The organism is Corallococcus macrosporus DSM 14697, from assembly GCF_002305895.1.
Taxonomy (GTDB): Bacteria; Myxococcota; Myxococcia; order Myxococcales; family Myxococcaceae; genus Myxococcus; species Myxococcus macrosporus.
In genome coordinates, this window is the sequence record NZ_CP022203.1 from 241,273 (window position 1) to 256,817 (window position 15,545).

Sequence of the window (15,545 nt, forward strand, 5' to 3'; positions counted from 1 at the left end):
TGGCTAGTACGTATTGTTCTGGCCGAAGTTCCGGATGGACTTCTTGAGGAGGTTGCGCGACTCGGCCTGCGTCTCCTCCGCGCTGGAGGCTCCGGCCAAGGCTGCCTGGGAGCGGCTCACGTCCGCAAGCTCCCCGGACAGCGCTTCCGCGGAGGAGCCGAAAATGGCCCGGGCGTTGTCCAGCAGGCCACGGGCCTTCACCTTGTTGCCGCGCTTCATCTCCTCCGCGGCGGCCACCATCTGCTGGGTGCCCAACGCCCGCACCGCGTGGACCCGCACCTCCTTGTCCAGGTGCTCGCGCACGCGGGCCGTGTCGCCCGTCACCTCCGCGGTGAGCCGCAGCGCCGTGTCCGCCGGCAGGTCGCGGGCCACGTCGACGTAGTGCAGCCGGGCGTTCAGCAGGGCGAGCGTGCCGGACGTCTTGCCGGTGTCCAGCGTCAGCTTCGCCACCACGCGCACCGTCTGGGCGCCGGCCATGTCGTACAGCGGCACCTTCAGCACGTTGCCCTCGCGGAAGGAGGCCATGCCCATGACCTCCAGGTGGCGCACCTCGGGCGGGACGTCCAGCCGCAGCTCCACCAGGCGCGCCACGGTGCGGGTGGCCTGGTCCAGCTCGCGGGAGAAGACCTCCGCCAGCCGCTCCGAGTCGTCGATGAAGCCGGAGAAGCCGCCGCCCTGCTCGGCCATGCCGCGCATCAGCGTCTCCTGGTAGTCCCGGCCCACGCCCAGCGCGCTGACGGTGATGCCGTCGCGGCGCAGGCGGGCGACCTGGTCCAGCAGGCCCGGCTCGGACACGATGCCCGTGGTGGGCTGGCCGTCGCTGAGCAGGATGGCGCGGCTGACGCGGTACTCGCGCAGGTGGGGCCGCAGGGCGCTGGCCGCGCTGTCGAGCGCGCCGCTGATGTTGGTGCTGCCCTCGTCCCGCAGCTCGGAGATGAGGGCCAGCAGCTCCGCGCGCGCCTCGTCCGTCATCCGCCGGCTGGGCTGCACCCGCACGTCCGTGCCGTAGTCGATGAAGGCCAGCCGGTCCTCGGGCGTCAGGCGCCGCACCAGCTCCGCGGCGGCGCGGCGGGCGTCCTCCAGCTTCTTGCCGTTCATGGAGCCGGAGCGGTCCAGCACCAGCGCCAGGTTGACGGGCACGCGCTGGCCGGCCTCCGCCGGGCGCGCCTTCAGCTCCAGCCACGCGAAGGCCTCGCTGGGGCCCGTCTGCACGTACGCGCCGGACAGCTTGCCCGCCATGGAGAGGGCGCCGTCCTCCGGCCGGGACGTCACCAGCGGCAGCGTCCGGGTGGCGGGCGGGTCCTCCGCGCGCCGCACCGTGTGGCTGGTGTCCGTGACGACGGGGGGCGGCGGGGCGGGGGGCTCGGGCGGCGTGCCCAGCAGGAGGGCACCCACGGCGAGCACTCCAGTCGCGGCGACCAGCAGCAGCGTGCGGTTCATTCAAGGCCTCGGGGTTGGAATCCAGGCGGCACACTCGCCTGGAGCGCGCCGGGGCCGCATCGGTCACCGGGAGGAGGGTCCCCCCGTTGTCCGATGCGACGTAGGGCCACCCGCTCAGGCGCCCGGCGGCGGCTGCCGTTGCCGCACGAGGTCCTCCACCACGCCGCGGACGCGGGCTTCATCAAAGGGCTTCTCCAGCAGCAGGTTGGGGATGCTGGCCAGGAAGTCCCGCGCGCCCACGGTGAACGCGCCGCCGGAGACGAACACGAAGCGGCGCTCCAGGCCCGCGTGCTCGCGCCGCACGGCCTCGTACACGTCGCGCCCCGTCAGGTCCGGCATCATCACGTCGCACAGCACCGCGTCCGGCTCCGGGCCCCGCTCCAGCAGCTCCAGCGCCTGGCGGCCGCTGCACGCCACGTCCACGTGGTGCTCCCGGAGGATGCGCTGCAGCACCCGGCCCACCGCGGGCTCGTCATCCACCACCAGCACGCGGCCCCGCGGCGCGCGGTGCTCCCGGCGCGCGGACGGCTCCACGTTCGTGTCGCGCGCCACCGTCTCTGGCGTGGGCAGCACCACCCGGAAGAGGGTGCCCCGCCCCGGCTCGCTGTCCACGGTGATGTCGCCGCCCAGGCCGCTGATGATGCTGTGGCAGATGGACAGGCCCAAGCCCGTGCCCACGCCCACCGGCTTGGTGGTGAAGAAGGGGTCGAAGATGCGGTCAATCACCTCGCGCGCGATGCCCACGCCCGTGTCCGCCACCTCCACCACCACGCGCCCGGCGCCGTCCACCCGCGTGGCCAGCCGGATTTCGTGCCGGTGCGCCGCGCCCTCGGGAATCGCCTGCGCCGCGTTCACCACGAGGTTGAGGAACACCTGGCTGAGCTTGCCCTCGTTCGCCATGACGGGCGGGATGTCGCCGTAGTCGCGGCGGAGCTGCGCGCGGTGGCGGATTTCGTTGGCCGCCATCATCGCCACCGACTCCAGCACCGCGTGCACGTCCAGCGGCGACACGCGCTCCTCGTCCGGCCGGGAGAACGTCTTGAGCTGGCGGACAATCTGCCGCACGCGCTCGGCGCCCTCGCACGCCTCGTGCAGCACCTCCTGCCACTCGCCCAGGTCCGGCTCGCCCTTGAGCCGCGCCTGGAGCGCCGCCGCGCCGTCCCCGGGCGGCAGGCTGCGGTTGAACTCGTCGGACAGGAAGCCCAGGTTGGACAGCACGAAGGCCAGCGGGTTGTTGATTTCGTGCGCGATGCCCGCCGCCAGCGTGCCCACCGACGCCAGCCGGTCCGCCAGCGTCAGCCGCGCCTGGAGCTGGCGCTGCTCCGTCACGTCGCGGGCAATGGACACCACCGCGGGCTGGCCGTCGAAGCGCAGGGGCAGTGACACCACCTCCGCCACGCGGGTGCGCCCGTCGCGGCGCACCAGCCGCCGCTCCCCGGTGAGCGCGCCGTCCCGCACCGCGTCCGGGCTGCGCATGTCCCGCACGAACTCCGTGAGCGGCCGGCCCACGAGCTGGTCCGCGCGCTCGAAGCCCAGCGTGCCCACCAGCGCCGCGTTGGCGTAGACAATCTGGTTGTCCCGTTCGATGGCCGCCGCGTCCGGCACGCCCTCCAGCAGCGCGCGGAAGCTCGCCTCGGACAGCCGCAGGGCCTCCTCCGCCTGGCGGCGCTCGGTGATGTCGCGCGCCAGGCCCTCCACCGCCACCAGGCGCCCGGAGGTGTCCGTCACCGGCGACACCACGTGCTCCAGCCACAGCGTGCGCCCGTCGGGGTGGAGGAAGCGCACCACCACCGGCGCGCCCTGGAAGGGCTCGGGCGCCTCCAGGAGCTGCTCCATCAGCGCGCGGTCCTCCTCGTGCACGCGCCGGTACCACAGCTCCGCGTCCGCGTAGTGCGCCACCGGCCCGTAGCCCAGCTTGGCGTGGGCCACGCGGCTGACGTAGGCGAAGCCGCGCGGGGCCTCGCGCCGGTAGATGTAGAGGACGTCCGACGCGTTCTCCGCCAACTGCCGGAAGCGCCGCTCGCGCTCGCGCAGCGCCCGCTCCGAGTCACGCCGCTCCAGCGCCAGGGAGATGGCGCCCGCCGCCGCCGACAGCAGGTCCACCTCCAGCCGGTCCCACCGCCGCGCCTCCGCCGTGTTGTCGAAGCCGATGAAGCCCGTCAGCACGCCGCGCACGCGCAGCGGCAGCACCAGCAGGGACAGGATGCCCTGCGGCTCCAGGAGCTCCCGCTCCAGCGGAGGGAAGGTCTCCACCAGCCCCTCGATGACGTCACCCCGCGGCAGCACCTCCGCCCAGCGCCGCAGCGTGGGGGCCATGGGCAGGTTCTGCAGCTCCGGGTTGTCGATTTCCGGCTTCACGCCGGGCGCGCACCACTCCGCCCGCTGGCTGCACAGCAGGGTGCCGTCGGGGGCCCGGTGCAGCTCGAACGCGTAGACGCGGCTGGCCCCGGACGCGTGGCCCAGCGGCGACAGCGCGGGCCCGTAGAGGTCCCCGCCGTCCTGCGTGGCCAACAGCCGCTGCTGCATGTCCACCAGCGCGGTGAGGTAGCGCTCGCGCCGCGCCAGCGCGCCGTCCGCCGCCTTGCGCTCGGTGAAGTCGTTGAGCGTGCCCGCCGTGCCCAGGACGCTGCCGTCGTCGGCGTGCATCAGCCGGGCGAAGACCTCCACCCAGCGGTAGCTCCCGTCGCGCGTGAGGTAGCGCATCTCATGGCGCACGAACTCCACTTCCCCCGCGAACAGCCTCCGCAGCGGCTCCGGGTCCCGCTCCCGGTCATCCGGGTGGAGGAACTCCGCGAAGGTGCGGCCCAGGCTCTCCTCCACGCTGAAGCCGGTGATGTCCGTCCAGGCCGGGTTGAGGAAGGTCCACGTCCCCGCCAAATCTGTCTGGAACACCACTTCTCGCAGGCTGTCGATGACCAGCCGGTAGCGGTGCTCCAGAGAGGTCCAGTCAGGCGTGGAGTGCGGCTTCTGCATGATGGAACTCGAGAAAGGTGGCCGCACGGGTGGACGCAAGGTCACCCGGATGCGCTACAAAGGGCCAGAGAATCTGGATTTCCAGGCGGGCAGGCAAGGGGGCTTCGATGACCCTGGTTGGCGCGGGATGGGGTCTACGCCCCTTCAGTTGTTGTGTGGAAACACGGGGACTCTCTTTCTTCCAAGAAAGCGAGCGTGTCCCCATGCTGCCTCTGCTTGCGGGAAGTCTCTCATGGCCTCTGGAAGCGCCCCGCTTTCGATGACGCATCTGGACTCCGAAGAGGCGGACGCCCTGCTGAAGGAAGGGGTCCTCCGGTTGCTGCTCGAGCAGGCGAGCGAGGCGCTCGTGCTGGTGGATGTCACCGGGCGTGTGCTCGCATTCAACGTGGAGGCTGGGCGCAACTTCCGCATGAGCCAGCCGGAGCGCGCCGAGCAGGGCTGGCTGCCCGGCTGTGTGTGGATGCGTGCCGAGGACGCGTCCATGTCGGTGGAGGTGCCGCCCCTGGCGCGCGCGCTCACGGGCGAGTGGGTGGCGGAGTCCCGCTGGCGGGTGCGCCGGCCGGACGGGACGCACGTGGTGCTGCGGGCCTCCGCGGTGCCGCTGGAGCACCAGGCGGGGCTGACGGCCGGCGCGCTGCTGCGCGCGTGCGAGGTGGCCGCGTCCCCGGCGCTGGACGCGGTGGACTCCGCGCGGCTGCTGGCGGAGGCGGGCGCGTTGCTTGGCGCCGCGTTCGACGAGGAGGCGGCGCCCCGGCTGCTGCGCCTGCTGGTGCCCGCGCTGGCGGACGCGGCGGTGCTGTACCTGGGCCTGCCCGGCGAGCCGCCGCGGCCGGTGACGGCGCTGCACACCGAGCCGGAGCGCCACGCGCTGCTCCAGGAGCTGCTGCGCCGCTACCCGCTGCCGCCCGAGCGGGTGCTGCCGCTGTTCGGCGCCGGCCAGCCGGAGCGGCTGCGGGTGACGGAGGCCCACCTGGAGGCCGCCGCGCGGGACGCGGAGCACGCGCGGATGCTGCGCGGCCTGGGCCTGCGTTGCTACCTGGGCGTGCCGCTGGTGGCGCGCGAGCGCGTCATCGGCGCGCTGGCCCTCTTCCGCGCGGACGAGGCCCGGGACTTCACCGGGGAGGAGGCGCGGCTGGCGGAGGAGGTGGCCCGCCGCACCGCGCTCTCCGTGGACAACGCGCGGCTCCTCCAGGAGGCGCGCGAGGCGGTGCGCCTGCGCGACGAGTTCCTGGGCATCGCCAGCCACGAGCTGAAGACGCCGCTGACGCCGCTGCACCTCAAGGTGCAGCTCCTCCAGAAGCAGGTGGACGGGATGGCGGCGCACCACCAGCCGGTGTCCGCCGAGCGCGTGTCGGAGACGCTGGAGGTGGTGCAGCGCCAGGTGCGCAAGCTGACGAGCCTGGTGGACAACCTGCTGGACGTGTCGCGCATCACCGCGGGCCGCCTGAAGCTGGAGGTGGAGGAGATGGACCTGGCCAGCGTGGCCGCGGAAATCCTCTACCGCTTCGCGCCGTCCGCCTCGCAGCTCCAGTGCGAGCTGGAGCTGCACGCGCCGGTGCCCGTCATGGGCCGGTGGGACCGGCTGCGGCTGGAGCAGGTGGTGACCAACCTGCTGTCCAACGCGCTGAAGTACGGCGCGGGCCACCCGGTGCGGGTGGCGGTGGAGGCGGAGGGGCTCACCGCGCGGCTCACCGTGCGCGACGGCGGCATCGGCATCTCCGCGGAGGACCTGCCGCGCATCTTCGAGCGCTTCGAGCGCGCGGTGAGTGACAGGCACTACGGTGGCCTGGGCCTGGGGCTCTACATCACCCGGCAAATCGTGGAGGCCTTCGGCGGCACGGTGCGCGCCACCAGCGAGCCGGGGCAGGGCTCCGTCTTCGTCCTGGAGCTGCCGCGCGGCGACATCCCCGAGGAGTGGCTGACGGCGCACGGCGCGCCGGAGCCGTCCACGTCCTGACGCTTCAGGCCGCGCTCGCCGGCCTCGCGGGCGCGGCGCCGCGGGGCAGCCGGACGTGGAAGCTGCTGCCGCGCTGGGGCCCGGGGCTCTCCGCCCAGATGGTGCCGCCGTGGCGCTCCACGATTTCGCGGCAGATGAAGAGGCCCAGCCCCAGCCCGCCGTAGTGGCGCGCCTGCGCGTTGGACGCGCGGGCGAAGGGCCGGAACAGGTCCGCCACGTTCTCCGGCGGGATGCCGATGCCCTCGTCCCGCACGCGCAGCAGCACCTGCTCCTCCCCCGCCTCCAGCGACAGGCGCACCGCGCCGCCGTGGGGGGAGTAGCGCACGGCGTTGCTGACCAGGTTGGTGAGCACCTGCTCCAGGCGCAGCGCGTCCCAGTCCCCCTCCACGGGGTGGCCCGGCACCTCCAGCGCGAAGGTGACGCCGGACTCGGTGCGCAGCTCGAAGCGCTCCATCACCTCGCGCAAGAGCGGCACCAGGTCCAGGCGCTGGCGCTCCAGCTCCAGCCGCCCGCCCTGGATGCGGGCGGTGTCCAGCAGGTCGTCCACCAGCCGCGTCAGCCGCTCCGTCTGCCGGGCCATGGAGCGCAGCGCCTTGAGCAGCCGCTCGCGCTCCGGGAAGTCGCCGCCCCTCTCCAGCCGCTGGAGGGTGAGCGCGGCGAAGCCCTTGAGCGGGGTGAGCGGCGTGCGCAGCTCGTGGCTGGCCACGCTGAGGAACTCCTCGCGCGCGCGCACCGCCTCCTTCAGCTCCGTCTGGGTGGCGCCCGTGCGGGCCGCCATCTCGTTGAAGCCGCGGGCCAGCTCGCCCAGCTCGTCGTCCTCCTCCACCTCCACGCGCTGCGCCCAGTCCCCCGCCGCCAGCGCGGCGGTGGCGGCGCGCAGGTGGTCCAGGCGGCGGATGACGTCGCGGGCCACGAGCTGCGACAGCAGCAGGGCCATGAGGACGCCCAGCAGCACCAGCCCCACCACCGCGGCGCTCATGCGTGTAATCGCCGCGTAGGCCACCACCAGCTCCTGCGTCACCAGCACGCTCCACTCCGTGCCCTCCACGGGGGCCTCGGCGGCGAGCATGCGGCGGTCGGCCGCGTCGAAGGCCTCCAGCACGCCGATGCCGGGACGCCGCAGCTCCTGGTTGAGCGCTGCCGGCAGGTGCGCCTCGCCCAGCAGGGGCGCGCCGGGTGAGGTGTCGCGCAGCACCTTGAGGCCGCGCCGGTCCAGCACCTGCACGCGGAAGCGCCGCGACGCCGGCGTGGTGGCCTGGCTCAGGCGCTCCAGGGACAGGAGGCCCACCAGCATGCCCCGCACCTCGCCGTCCTCGCGGAAGGGCTGCGTCACCGCGACCAGCGGCTGGCCCGGCGGGCGGATGAAGGGCGGGGACACCTCCGCGCCACGGGTGAAGGCCGCGGGCAGGAAGTCTCGCGGCTTCAAGTCCCACCCCGCCACGCCGGGGGACGCGGCCAGGATGTGGCCCTGGGTGTCCACCGCGAGCGCCGCGTCGAAGGCGCGCGCCTGGGCCGCCAGGTTCACCAGGTAGGGCTCCAGCCGCTGGGGCGAGGCCGCGGCGAAGGCGGCGCGGAAGCCGGGAGACTCCAACATCAGCGCCAGGGACTCGCCCGCGTCGTCCAGGTAGCGCCGCAGGAAGTCGGCCTCGCCCGCGGCGGCGCGCTGCGTGTCGTCGCGCACCTGCTGTTCAATGGCGTTCTGCGCCAGGTACGCCGCCAGGCCGCCCAGCGCCAGCAGCGGCACCAGCCCCGCGAAGGCCAGCCCGCGCAGCAGCTTCCACCCCACGGTGCGCGGCGCGCGCGGGCGCCAGTCCAGCGCCTGCGCCACGCAGGCCAGCGTCAGCACCGCGTACACGCTGGCGCCCAGCCAGGACGTGCCGCGGCCCAGCGCGTAGGCCAGCAGGGCGAAGGGCACCGCCAGCACGCCCATGAAGAGGGCCGGCAGCCGGCGGTGCAGCCGGTGGGAGGGCAGCAGCATGCCCGCGCCGCAGACGGCGAAGAGCACGCCCACCAGGGGCCGCAGCGGAGCCAGGTGCGCGTAGACGGACAGCGGGAAGCGCTCGGGCACCAGCAGCATGGCCACGCCGAACGCCGCGCCGGTGAGCGCCGCGAAGGTGCGCAGCACGGGCCGCTGGCGCATGGCGGGCCACGCCTCCAGCACCACGCCGCCGAAGAGCACCGGGTAGAGGATGATGCCCGTGAAGCTGCCCGGCAGGACGTTGAGCACCCACCAGTACAGCGCCACGGCCGCGCCCAGCAGCACGCGCCCCGTGACGTCCAGCCAGCGCGGCGCGCGCGGGTACAGCAGCGCGCCCATGAGCAGGATGCTGCCCGTCAGGTACGTGAGGCCCAGCACGCGCACGTACGGGTAGAGCGGCCGGAAGGAGGCCACCCGGAACTCGTACGGCACGTACGTCATCAGCACGCCGAACATCAGCCCCACGACGGCCGCGGGCCAGGTGAGCGGCAGCGGTGAGGGCGGCGGAGCGGGCGCCAGGATTTGCGGTGAAGGCGAAGAAGACATCTTTGCGGATTCACGCGCGGCGGGCGCCATGGGTGCTAGTGCCCCCTGGGCTTTCGTCTTGGGCTCGACATCACGCGACCTCGAGCACCGTCCACTCACGGACCTCGCCCGCGAGCGTCACCTCCACCGTGTCGCCTGCCTTACGGCCCATGAGGGCGCGTCCCACGGGAGAGGCGGGGGTGATGACGGACAGGAAGCCGTCCCCGCCCGGGCCCGTCAGCTCGGTGCCCGCGCCCGCCGGCAGGACGAAGAAGGTCCTCTCGGAGAAGCCGTCCTCGTCCTCGGTGCTGACGTCCACGATGGCGCCCAGCCCCACCGGCCCCTGCCGGGGGAAGCGGGGGAACTCCGCCTGGCCGAACTTCGTCAGCGCCTGGAGCTCCTCCTGGACCCGGCGGGCCCGCTGGGCCTGGCCGGTGGCGAGGCTGCCGAACTCCAGCGCGGCCCGGCCGTCTTCCTTCTTCTCGGACTCCGTGGCCAGGCTGCGGGCCGCCTCGCGGGCCTCCGCCTCGGCGCGGTGGGCCAGCCGGTCGCTCTGCTGGAGGCGGTCCGCGAGCTGGCCCAGGAGTGCATGCTTGTCGAGTGGCATGGGTGGTACAGGACTGTAGCGTCCATGGCGGACACCTCCAGTTTTCGGCCCGGCACCCCCGCCCGCCCGGGCTTAGAGTGGGGGCATGACACCCCAGGAACTCTCGGAGAAGGCCCGGCAGCTCGTCGCCGGCGGGGCGGTGCTGCTGGATGTGCGCACGCCGCAGGAATTCCAGGAAGGGCACCCGGAGCCCGCCCGGAACATCCCCGTGCAGGAGCTCCCCCAACGCATCGCCGAGGTGGGCCCGCCCGGCACGCCCGTGGTGGTGTACTGCGCCGCCGGTGGCCGCAGCGCCCAGGCCGCCCAGCTTCTGCGCGCCAACGGCTTCCCGGACGTCTTCGACCTCAAGTCCGTGAAGAACTGGTAGCCACCAGCGGCAGGTGACACCGGCGCCCGGTTGGAGCAGGGTTCGCCCGCTGGCCTCCAGCACCGTCATCCTGGGCTCGGCGGGCTGCTCCTTCGGCGTGGCCATGCTGGTGTGCGGGCCCGCCTTCCCGGGCTCCGTCATGGGCTGGGCCGCGGTGGTGGGGCTGGCGCTGGTGGCCACGGTGGCCGCGGTGCTGCTCTTCTTCGTGGGCATCCAGCGCATCGGCACGGTGAACACGTCGCTGGTGTCCAACCTGGAGCCGCTGACGGCGGTGGTGCTGGGCGCGCTCTTCCTGGACGAGCGGCTCACCCCGCGCCAGGTGCTGGGCGGGGTGCTCATCCTCGGGGCGGCGGTGATGCTGGCGCGCGCCGACGTGCCCCGCGCCTCGCCAGCGCCGCCCGCGGGGGGCGGTGCTCCGGGGCCGGTGCCCGGCACCTGAGCGCGCCGGGCACCGGGGGGCGTGCTACCAGCGCGTCACCTCGCGCAGGAAGCGGTGCACGTCCTGGTTGAAGCGCCGCGGCCGCTCCGCGTGGGGCGCGTGGCCGGTGTCCGGGTACAGCTTGAACTCGGCGTCCGGCAGGGCGTCCACCAGCGCCTGCTGGTCGGCGACGGGGAAGAAGCCGTCCTGGTCACCGCCGATGACGAGCACCGGCACGCGGATGCGGTCCAGCCGCGCCGAGTGGTCCTCCGCGAGCATCCCGTCCATCGCGTCCTGCCACACGCGGGCGGGGACCTTGCTGCTCTCGGAGACGAGCCGGTCGATGTACGACGCCGGGACGGGGCGCACGAAGGTGCTCTCCTGGAACGCGCGGATGAACTCCGGGTCCACCGCGCCCTCGTACGTGTCCACGATGGACTTCACCTCCAGCGCCACCGGGTTGCCGGCGACGGTGGGCGCCGAGCCGGCCAGCACCAGGCCCTTCACGCGCCGCGGATAATCCAGCGCCACCTGCTGCGCGATGAAGCTGCCCATGGAGTGGCCCACGAGGATGGCGCTGCGCTCCCCCACCGCCTCCAGGAAGGCATCCACGTCCGCGGCGAAGGACTGCTGCGTGTAGCAGCACGCCGGCCGCGTCGAATCCCCGTGGCCGCGCTGGTCCAGCACGTAGACGTGGTAGTTGCGCGGGAAGGTGCGCAGGTTCAAATCCCACGTGTGGTGGGAGTCCGTGTAGCCGTGGAGGAACACCACCGCCGGGCCCAACGGCAGGCCCTGCTCCACGTAGCGCAGCGTCACGCCCGTGCGCAGGCGGACGGAGCGCTCACGGGGCGTGCCGAACAGCTCCTGCTCGGTGGTGCCGACCTGGGCCCCCTCGGGCGCCGGCTGCGTGTCATTCGAGTCGGACTCCGGCGCGGGGCCACAGGCGGCGAGGACGGGAAGAGCGAGCAGGGCGGCGAGGAGCTTTCTCATGCGTGAATGCCTCGGGGCGCTCCGGCGGGGGAGTCCGCCGGTGGGTTGCTTGAGGAGTCTACGGCTACCTCTGACATTGCTTCGCCCGAAGTGACTCCCGGGGTTGTCACGCACCCGCTTTTCAGAGCGGAGAGTCAGCCGGAACCCGCCCAGAAACGCACCTGGGACGGAAGGTTCTCGCGACGGCGGAGCGTGTGTCACGGAACGTGCACCGCGTGCCCGCGTAACCTTCTGGCCCCCGCCTTCGTGGTGCCGCTGGAGGCCCGGAATTCCACCGGGCCCTTTGGGTGGAGGACGGCACATGAAGGCACCTCGGGTGGCGGTCATTGGCGGAGGACTGGGCGGCCTGGCGGCGGCGGCGCTGCTGGCGCGGGGCGGCTGCGCGGTGACGCTGCATGAGCGCTCGAAGCACCTGGGCGGCCGGGGGCAGACGTCGGACGTGGAGGGCTTCCGCTTCAACCTCGGGCCGCATGCGCTGTACCAGGGCGGCACGGGGATGCGCGTGCTGGGGGCGCTGGGCGTGAAGCCTCCAGGGGGCATGCCGGGCGCGGGCTCGTACCTGCTGAGCCGTGGGCGGCTGCAGACGATGCCGCGCGGGCTGGTCTCCATGTTGACGACGGATGCCCTGGGCCTGGCGGGGAAGCTGGAGCTGGCGAAGCTGCTCGCGGGCCTGGGCCGCGTGGACCTGGCGCCGCTGGCCAACGTCACCCTGCGGGACTGGGTGGCGCGGCACCTGTCGAACGAGGACGCGCGCGCCATCCTCCTGGCGCTGACGCGGGTGACGACCTACTGCGCGGACGCGGACGCGATGAGCGCCCAGGCCGCGCTGACGCTGCTCCAGGCGAGGCCGGACGTGCTCTACGTGGACGGCGGGTGGAGCACGCTCGTCTCCGCGCTGGAGGCCCGCGCGCGGGAGGCGGGCGCGGCGCTGGCGTGCGCCTCGCGGGTGGGCGCCGTCCTGCTGGAGGAGACGGGCGCCCGGGTCCGGGGCGTGCGGCTCGCGGATGGGACGGAGCTCGCGGCGGACGCGGTGGTGGTGGCGGGCGGGCCGGGCGCGCTCGCGGAGCTGCTGCCCGGTGACGCGGCGCTGGCGCGTGACGCGGCGCGGGCCGTGCCGGTGAAGGCCGCCACGCTGGAGCTGGGGCTGTCCCGGCTGCCCCGTCCGGACGCGCTGTTCGCGCTGGGCACCGACGGCCCCTGGTATGCCTCGGTGCACTCCGCGGTGGCGAGGCTGGCGCCGGAAGGCGGGGCCATGGTGCATGTGATGCAATACCTGGGCGGCCGCGGGCCGGAGGCGAGCGAGGCCCGCCTGGAGGACGTGATGGACGCGCTGCAACCCGGCTGGCGGACGTTCGTGGTGGCGCGCCGCTACCGGCCCTCGCTGCTGGTGTCGAACTGGCTGCCGACGGCGGAGACGGGAGGCCTGGGCGGGCGGCCCTCCGTGGAGGTGCCACACGTGCGCGGGCTGTACCGCGTGGGCGACTGGGTGGGGCCGGAGGGGCAGCTCGCGGAGGGCGCCTTCGCCAGCGCGGAGGCGGCGGCGCGCGCGCTCGTCGCGGGCCCGCGGGCGGTGGCACGCCGGGCGGCGGGGCGCTGACGCATGGGCCACGCCGCGCGGGAGGGACTGACGCAGGCCGTGCACGCGCACGAGCGCTTCCTGTGGGGGCTCTGCTACCGCATGACGGGCGTGGCGGCGGACGCGGAGGACCTGGTGCAGGAGACCTTCGCGCGCGCCCTGGCCTCGCCGCCCGCGCGCACGGACGAACTGCGGCCCTGGCTGACGCGGGTGGCGGTGAACCTGGCAAGAGACTTGCTGCGGCGGCGCAAACGCGAGGGCTACGTGGGGCCCTGGCTGCCCTCGCCGGTGGACACGGGCGAGGAGGAGCTGCCACCGCCGGGCGTGGAGGCGCGGCTGCCGGGTGGGGGCTCCACGGAGGGCCGCTACGCGCTGCTGGAGAGCGTCTCCTTCGCCTTCCTGCTCGCGCTGGAGGCGCTGTCTCCCAAGCAGCGGGCGGTGCTGCTGCTGCGCGACGTGTTCGACTACTCGGTGCGCGAGGTGGCCGAGGCGCTGCGCATGAGCGAGCCCAACGTGAAGGTGGTGCACCACCGCGCGCGGGCGGCGATGGCGGCGTATGACGGGGCGCGCTGCCTGCCGACGCGGGAGCTCCAGGCGCGCTCCCGCGCCGCGCTGGAGGGCTTCCTGGGCGCGCTGTTGACGGGCGATGTGGCGGCGGCGGAGGCGCTGCTCGCCAGTGACGTGTGCGCGCTGTCGGATGGCGGCGGCCAGTACCGCGCCGCGCGCGTGCCGGTGTGGGGAGTGGAGCGCGTGCTGCTGCTCTACCGGCGGTTGATGGAGATGCGCGGGCCGCCCTCCGCCGCGGAGCTGCGGATGCTCAACGGCCTGCCCGCGGTGGTGTCCGTGTTTCCGCCATCGCGGCGAGACCCGCGGTTGAGCACCCAACTGGTGGTTCGTGTGGACCTGGACGCGGACGGCCGCATCTCCCAGGTTCACTCCATCCTCACGGACCGCAAGCTCGCCGGGCTGCGCATGCCCGTGCCCGCCTGAGCCCGCGCTGGCCCGCGCGTCAGCTCGCCGGGCGCCGGGCGATGATAAGCTCGCTCACGCCGTGGAGCCGCTGCACGCGCCGCTCCACGTCGAAGCCCGCGCGCCGCACCAGGTCGAAGGTGTCCCGGTCCAACCGGCATCCGCCCGTCACCCGCATCCACGCCGGGGTGAGCAGGTCCTGCACCGTGGCCAGCGCGGGAGACGGCGCGCGCACGTGCTCCAGCATGTGCAGCGCGCCGCCGGGGCGCAGCACGCGGAAGATTTCCGCCAGCGCCCGCGCCGGCGCCTCCACGCTGCAGAACACGAGGCTGGACACCACGGCGTCGAAGGACGCGGCGGGGAAGGGCAGGTCCTCCACGTTGGCGCACAGCATCCGCGCGCCGGGGCGTCGCCGCTGGGCGCGCGCGAGCGCCGCGTCATCCACGTCGATGGCGGTGACGGCGGTGACGGTGTCCGGGTAGCCGGGCAGCGCCAGGCCGGTGCCGGTGCCCACCTCCAGCACGTGGCCGGACAAGCCGCGCACCAGCTTGCGCCGGGCGGCGGTGAGGCCCAGCCAGCCCAGGGGCGCCATGACCGCGTCGTATGCGAGTGCCTTCATGCGGTATCCCCCCGAAGCGAACGGCCCGCTAGCCCGCCGCGCCTGCGCCGAGCCCCGGGCCGTTGATGACGCCATGCTGCCACGAAGCGCGGCGGCGGGCGCCGCCGCTACCGCGCGCCCACCGTCCCCTGGCTCTTCGGCGCCGACGGCGGCGAGGCGGCCGTGCCCGGCTCTTGGCGGCGGAGCAGGCCCCACACGCCGTAGAGCGCCAGCGCGATGCAGCCGTACTGCGCCGGCGTCAGCCCGAAGTAGCGGGCATCCACGTAGGACATGTCCGTGGCGCGCAGGAAGTCGAAGAGGAAGCGGCACACCGAGTACAGCACCGCCAGCAGCGGCAGCAGCCGCCGCTTCAGCTTCCCCGCGTTGCGCAGCGCGTACAGCACGCCGCTGATGGCGAAGAGCGCCATGGCGTCGTACATGCCCAGGTCATGCCGGGGGCCGCCGGGGAAGGCCACCGCCAGGAAGAAGTCGGTGGGCACGCCCGGGTGGTCATGCACGGCGAAGCAGCCCAGCCGCGCCACCGCCCAGCCCGGCGCCACGCCCAGGGCGAACGCGTCCGCGTAGTCGGAGAAGCGCAGCTTGCGCACCTTGAAGAACACGACGGCGGCGAGGATGCCGCCCAGCAGGCCGCCGAACGAGGACAGGCCATCCCAGACCTTCAGAATCTGGAACGGGCTCTTGGACAGCTCCTCCGGGTGGTAGAAGAACAGGTGCACCCAGTGGCCCACCACGACGCCCACGCCCACGCCCCAGGGCGCGAAGTCGGCGAGCGGGTCCGGGTTCAGGCCTTCGCGCTCGGCGTTGCGGCCAAGCAGCCGGGCGGCCAGCAGGATGCCCACCGCGACGAAGATGCCAAAGGGCTCGATTTTGAGGGGCCCCAGCTCAATCGAGGGGGCTTGCCAGTAGGGAATCACGTCAGGCGGCTCCAGGAGAAGCGAACGTCCCACCCTTAATCCGGGCGGAGGGATGTGGGCGAACAATTGTCGGAACGGAGTCTTTCCCGGCCTCGTCTTTCCCTGGGTCGGGTGGAGGACACCGCTCCTGTGTGCCTCCGGGCACCTCGCTCGTACCCGGGAGGGAATCACTCCCACTTCCGGACGTTCGCGCAAGGCCAGTTAGAACCGAA

At 73.6% G+C, this 15,545-nt stretch carries 12 protein-coding genes; 5 read left to right on the forward strand and 7 right to left on the reverse strand.

Annotated elements, in window-relative coordinates; all coding sequences use genetic code 11:
• Positions 1-3: 3 nt before the first annotated feature.
• Positions 4-1,440, reverse strand: coding sequence for a vWA domain-containing protein (locus MYMAC_RS01035; RefSeq protein ID WP_095956697.1), 1,437 nt, complete (start codon positions 1,438-1,440; stop codon positions 4-6).
• A gap of 114 nt (positions 1,441-1,554) precedes the next feature.
• Positions 1,555-4,413 carry a PAS domain S-box protein gene (locus tag MYMAC_RS01040; protein WP_204817311.1) on the reverse strand — a complete coding sequence of 953 codons (2,859 nt, stop codon included), beginning with the start codon at positions 4,411-4,413 and terminating at the stop codon, positions 1,555-1,557.
• A gap of 232 nt (positions 4,414-4,645) precedes the next feature.
• Here MYMAC_RS01040 and MYMAC_RS01045 point away from each other — a divergent pair, with 232 nt between their 5' ends.
• Positions 4,646-6,370 (forward strand): sensor histidine kinase, encoded by a 1,725-nt coding sequence (locus MYMAC_RS01045; RefSeq protein ID WP_239989261.1) that lies wholly within the window; start codon positions 4,646-4,648, stop codon positions 6,368-6,370.
• A 4-nt stretch (positions 6,371-6,374) separates the two neighbouring features.
• Here the strand turns inward: MYMAC_RS01045 and MYMAC_RS01050 are convergent, their stop codons facing one another.
• Complete coding sequence (locus tag MYMAC_RS01050) at positions 6,375-8,894, reverse strand: ATP-binding protein (RefSeq protein WP_239989262.1); 2,520 nt, start codon at positions 8,892-8,894, stop codon at positions 6,375-6,377.
• Positions 8,895-8,964: 70 nt separating this feature from the next.
• Positions 8,965-9,480 carry a GreA/GreB family elongation factor gene (locus tag MYMAC_RS01055; protein ID WP_013936632.1) on the reverse strand — a complete coding sequence of 172 codons (516 nt, stop codon included), beginning with the start codon at positions 9,478-9,480 and terminating at the stop codon, positions 8,965-8,967.
• A gap of 85 nt (positions 9,481-9,565) precedes the next feature.
• Between MYMAC_RS01055 and MYMAC_RS01060 the strand changes: the two genes are divergently transcribed.
• Both MYMAC_RS01060 and MYMAC_RS01065 read left to right on the forward strand, forming a co-directional pair.
• Positions 9,566-9,847 (forward strand): rhodanese-like domain-containing protein, encoded by a 282-nt coding sequence (locus tag MYMAC_RS01060; RefSeq protein WP_095956701.1) that lies wholly within the window; start codon positions 9,566-9,568, stop codon positions 9,845-9,847.
• A 13-nt stretch (positions 9,848-9,860) separates the two neighbouring features.
• A complete protein-coding gene (locus MYMAC_RS01065) occupies positions 9,861-10,286 on the forward strand; it encodes a DMT family transporter (RefSeq protein WP_239989263.1) in 426 nt (141 codons plus the stop codon).
• 24 nt (positions 10,287-10,310) lie between these two features.
• Here the strand turns inward: MYMAC_RS01065 and MYMAC_RS01070 are convergent, their stop codons facing one another.
• On the reverse strand, positions 10,311-11,255 hold the full coding sequence (locus tag MYMAC_RS01070) for an alpha/beta fold hydrolase (RefSeq protein WP_095956702.1): 945 nt from the start codon (positions 11,253-11,255) through the stop codon (positions 10,311-10,313).
• A 301-nt stretch (positions 11,256-11,556) separates the two neighbouring features.
• Here MYMAC_RS01070 and MYMAC_RS01075 point away from each other — a divergent pair, with 301 nt between their 5' ends.
• Together MYMAC_RS01075 and MYMAC_RS01080 are read left to right on the forward strand one after the other, a co-directional pair.
• Entirely contained in the window at positions 11,557-12,852 is a 1,296-nt protein-coding gene (locus MYMAC_RS01075) for a phytoene desaturase family protein (RefSeq protein ID WP_095956703.1), read from the forward strand.
• Positions 12,853-12,855: 3 nt separating this feature from the next.
• Entirely contained in the window at positions 12,856-13,821 is a 966-nt protein-coding gene (locus MYMAC_RS01080; RefSeq protein ID WP_095956704.1) for a sigma-70 family RNA polymerase sigma factor, read from the forward strand.
• A 19-nt stretch (positions 13,822-13,840) separates the two neighbouring features.
• Here MYMAC_RS01080 and MYMAC_RS01085 read toward each other — a convergent pair whose 3' ends face one another.
• Both MYMAC_RS01085 and MYMAC_RS01090 read right to left on the reverse strand, forming a co-directional pair.
• Positions 13,841-14,419, reverse strand: a complete 579-nt coding sequence (locus tag MYMAC_RS01085; RefSeq protein WP_095956705.1) for a class I SAM-dependent methyltransferase — start codon at positions 14,417-14,419, stop codon at positions 13,841-13,843.
• Between the two features lie 107 nt (positions 14,420-14,526).
• Positions 14,527-15,333 (reverse strand): prolipoprotein diacylglyceryl transferase, encoded by an 807-nt coding sequence (locus tag MYMAC_RS01090; RefSeq protein WP_013936625.1) that lies wholly within the window; start codon positions 15,331-15,333, stop codon positions 14,527-14,529.
• Between the last annotated feature and the right edge of the window lie 212 nt (positions 15,334-15,545).

Excerpts from the sequence above, each read along its gene's own strand:
- MYMAC_RS01035 (WP_095956697.1), bottom strand. The coding sequence starts at position 1,440 with ATGAACCGCACGCTGCTGCTGGTCGCCGCGACTGGAGTGCTCGCCGTG.
- MYMAC_RS01040 (WP_204817311.1), bottom strand. The coding sequence starts at position 4,413 with ATGCAGAAGCCGCACTCCACGCCTGACTGGACCTCTCTGGAGCACCGC.
- MYMAC_RS01045 (WP_239989261.1), top strand. The coding sequence starts at position 4,646 with ATGGCCTCTGGAAGCGCCCCGCTTTCGATGACGCATCTGGACTCCGAA.
- MYMAC_RS01050 (WP_239989262.1), bottom strand. The coding sequence starts at position 8,894 with ATGTCTTCTTCGCCTTCACCGCAAATCCTGGCGCCCGCTCCGCCGCCC.
- MYMAC_RS01055 (WP_013936632.1), bottom strand. The coding sequence starts at position 9,480 with ATGCCACTCGACAAGCATGCACTCCTGGGCCAGCTCGCGGACCGCCTC.
- MYMAC_RS01060 (WP_095956701.1), top strand. The coding sequence starts at position 9,566 with ATGACACCCCAGGAACTCTCGGAGAAGGCCCGGCAGCTCGTCGCCGGC.
- MYMAC_RS01070 (WP_095956702.1), bottom strand. The coding sequence starts at position 11,255 with ATGAGAAAGCTCCTCGCCGCCCTGCTCGCTCTTCCCGTCCTCGCCGCC.
- MYMAC_RS01075 (WP_095956703.1), top strand. The coding sequence starts at position 11,557 with ATGAAGGCACCTCGGGTGGCGGTCATTGGCGGAGGACTGGGCGGCCTG.
- MYMAC_RS01080 (WP_095956704.1), top strand. The coding sequence starts at position 12,856 with ATGGGCCACGCCGCGCGGGAGGGACTGACGCAGGCCGTGCACGCGCAC.
- MYMAC_RS01085 (WP_095956705.1), bottom strand. The coding sequence starts at position 14,419 with ATGAAGGCACTCGCATACGACGCGGTCATGGCGCCCCTGGGCTGGCTG.